Origin of the sequence: Megasphaera massiliensis (genome assembly GCF_000455225.1) — a bacterium.
Lineage (GTDB): Bacteria > Bacillota > Negativicutes > Veillonellales > Megasphaeraceae > Megasphaera > Megasphaera massiliensis.
This window is the reverse complement of the sequence record NZ_HF954537.1, coordinates 1,127,176-1,129,595: the sequence shown is the minus strand read 5'-3', so window position 1 is coordinate 1,129,595 and position 2,420 is coordinate 1,127,176. Positions and strand designations below refer to the sequence as shown.

Annotated in this window: 2 protein-coding genes; both read left to right on the top strand. The window is 51.5% G+C overall.

The genetic code is table 11. The features are described from left to right. The first annotated feature begins 94 nt into the window (after positions 1-94). On the top strand, positions 95-1,018 hold the full coding sequence (locus TX77_RS08615) for an alpha/beta hydrolase (protein ID WP_230198092.1): 924 nt from the start codon (positions 95-97) through the stop codon (positions 1,016-1,018). Positions 1,019-1,082: 64 nt separating this feature from the next. After that, positions 1,083-2,357: a zinc ribbon domain-containing protein gene (locus tag TX77_RS08610; RefSeq protein WP_049917332.1), complete on the top strand. Its 1,275-nt coding sequence runs from the start codon at positions 1,083-1,085 to the stop codon at positions 2,355-2,357. Positions 2,358-2,420: the final 63 nt, after the last annotated feature.

Here is a 2,420-nt window from a genome sequence, read left to right as displayed (position 1 = left end):
GTTGCCTAAAAAAGAAAGGTTGCCGGAAAATGCGGTTCACAGGCCGATTCTTTTATGATAAAATAAGAAACCATAACAGAGGGAAAGAAGGCTTATGATGAGTGCTATCAAAAGGGAAGTGGCAGCTTTTATCGCTGCCCATCAGGTGGAGGATTTTATAATGACGCCCGTGACGATGCGGGAAGTATCGTTCCGGACGGCGCAGGAACAGATGCTGCCCAAAGTTGAGATGGCGGCCGTCGTCGACGGCGTCCTTGACGGGTGCCCGGCCTATCCGGTGCCGGTTCGCGTTTACATTCCCCATACGAGTCGGCCCCTGCCGGTCCTCGTCTATTACCACGGCGGCGGCTTTGTCATCGATACCGTCTCGGTCTATGATCCCGTCTGCCGCCGGATTGCCAAGGCGACGGACCATATCGTCATCTCTCCGGAATATCGCCTGGCTCCGGAAAATCCCTATCCCGCCGCCTACGACGATGCCTTAGCCGTGGCCCGGCAGGCCCTTCCCTTTTTGGAGGCCGAGGGGATTGCCCATGAAAAGGATGTAACCTTGTGCGGCGACAGTGCCGGTGGCTGCATGGCCGCCTTTGTCAGCCAAAAACTGCAGCATGAGACAGACTTTCCCTTGAGCCATCAGATTTTGATCTATCCCCTCCTTGACTTTACCGGTTCCTTTCCGTCGTGCCAGGCAAACTGCTGCCCGGAAACGGGATTTTCGGCGGAGAAAATGACCTGGTATTTCAACCAGTTCTTCCGGGGGCGTGACGAAAAAATGGCGGCGTCGCCCCTTTTTTGCGAGTTGACGCCGTCCATGCCGTCAACCTTTGTCGTTACGACGTCTTTTTGCCCCTTTCATGACGAAGGTTTGGACTACATCCGCCGCCTCAGGGACCTCGGCGTTCGGGCGGAGACCTATAATTACGACAATATGGTTCATTCCTATCTCAACTTTGAAAAGATTTGCTGCGAGGAAATCGACGATACCTATAAGCGCATGGCAATGTTTTTGCATGATTGAAAGGAATTGCTTATAATAGAAATAAAAAAGTCTGCTTGTGTATACGGAAAGGATGTGTCATTTTATGAAAAAACGCCTTTGCCCGGAATGTGGTAAATGGGTCGACGTGGAAGGGGATTTTTGTCCTTTTTGTGGAGCCAAACTCCCTGAAATGGACCCAGATGAACCGATTATCGACGAAGAAACGGGGACCGAGACCTTTGATCACGAACGGACAGCCGCCGAAGAACCGGTTATCGACGAAGAGACGGGGACCGAGACCTTCGCTCATGAACGGGTAGAATCGATCGAACACCCGGAACCGATGGAGGGCGATGATTTGCCTCCTGTCGTACCGCCTGATCGACCGACACCGCCGCCGTTTCAGGAAAAGTCATTTTTTGCTCGCCACGGCAAAGTCCTCGTGGGTGTCATCATCGCCTTGGTCGTAGTCATTGCCGGAGCCGTCGGTATGTATTTTTACGGGGCTCATCAAGATGACTATACGAAAGATGCCATCTCCCTCTCGCAGCAGCTGACGACAGAAAATGAGTCCGTCACCGATGCCGCTAAACTCCTCAGCCAGCAGGGCCAGGGGAATGGTTCCGAGTCACTGATCAAGACCTTGGAAACGAGTCGGGCCAATGTGGAAAAAATAGCCAAGAATTACAATCCCCAAAAGATCCCCGACCAATATGCCAGCGATGACCAGGCCATCCGCGAAGTCATGCGAAATCAGATGGCTCTCTACGATAAGGCCATTGCCATCGCCAAGGCGCCGACCGATGCCGCCGTTAACGATAAACTGAATGATATGCTCACCCAGTCTCAGAATGCCAAGAAAATCGCCCGCACCATCCAAATTCCGGGGGCTGACTTTACGGCCGCCGTCGACGATGATGCTGCCGTTTCCTATCTTGAAAAATATGTCACTAAAGTTAAAAAGGATGAGGAAGAAAAAAAGGCAAAGGCCAATCCGGACAAGCAGATTCTCTCTTCCTACGCCAGCAGTAAGGACTTGTTCAATGAAGATATCAATAAGCTTACCGATGATATCAACAACTATTTGAAGGATCACAAGGATTTCAAAGATAGCCGGGAATTCAACAACCGGGCCAATACCTTGTACCTCCAGATTTCTAAGACCCGCAGTCAGCTCGAAAGCGATTCGTCCATCGAAAATACGGCTATGAAGTACAAGCTCGATGCCTTGTTTAAGGCCCAGCAGGATCGGCTTCGCGGCCTCTATGATGGTGTCAGCTCCAGTCAGAAGGGCGAAGACTACCGTCCGGGCTTTCAGCGCGGCCAAGCGGCAACCGATCGCTATGACAAATTGAACAGCGAGTGGAACAGCCTGTAAGAAACTTTCTCCATAACCAAAGAGGTTCAGCGACACGATGATCGCTGAACCTCTTTTTTGATT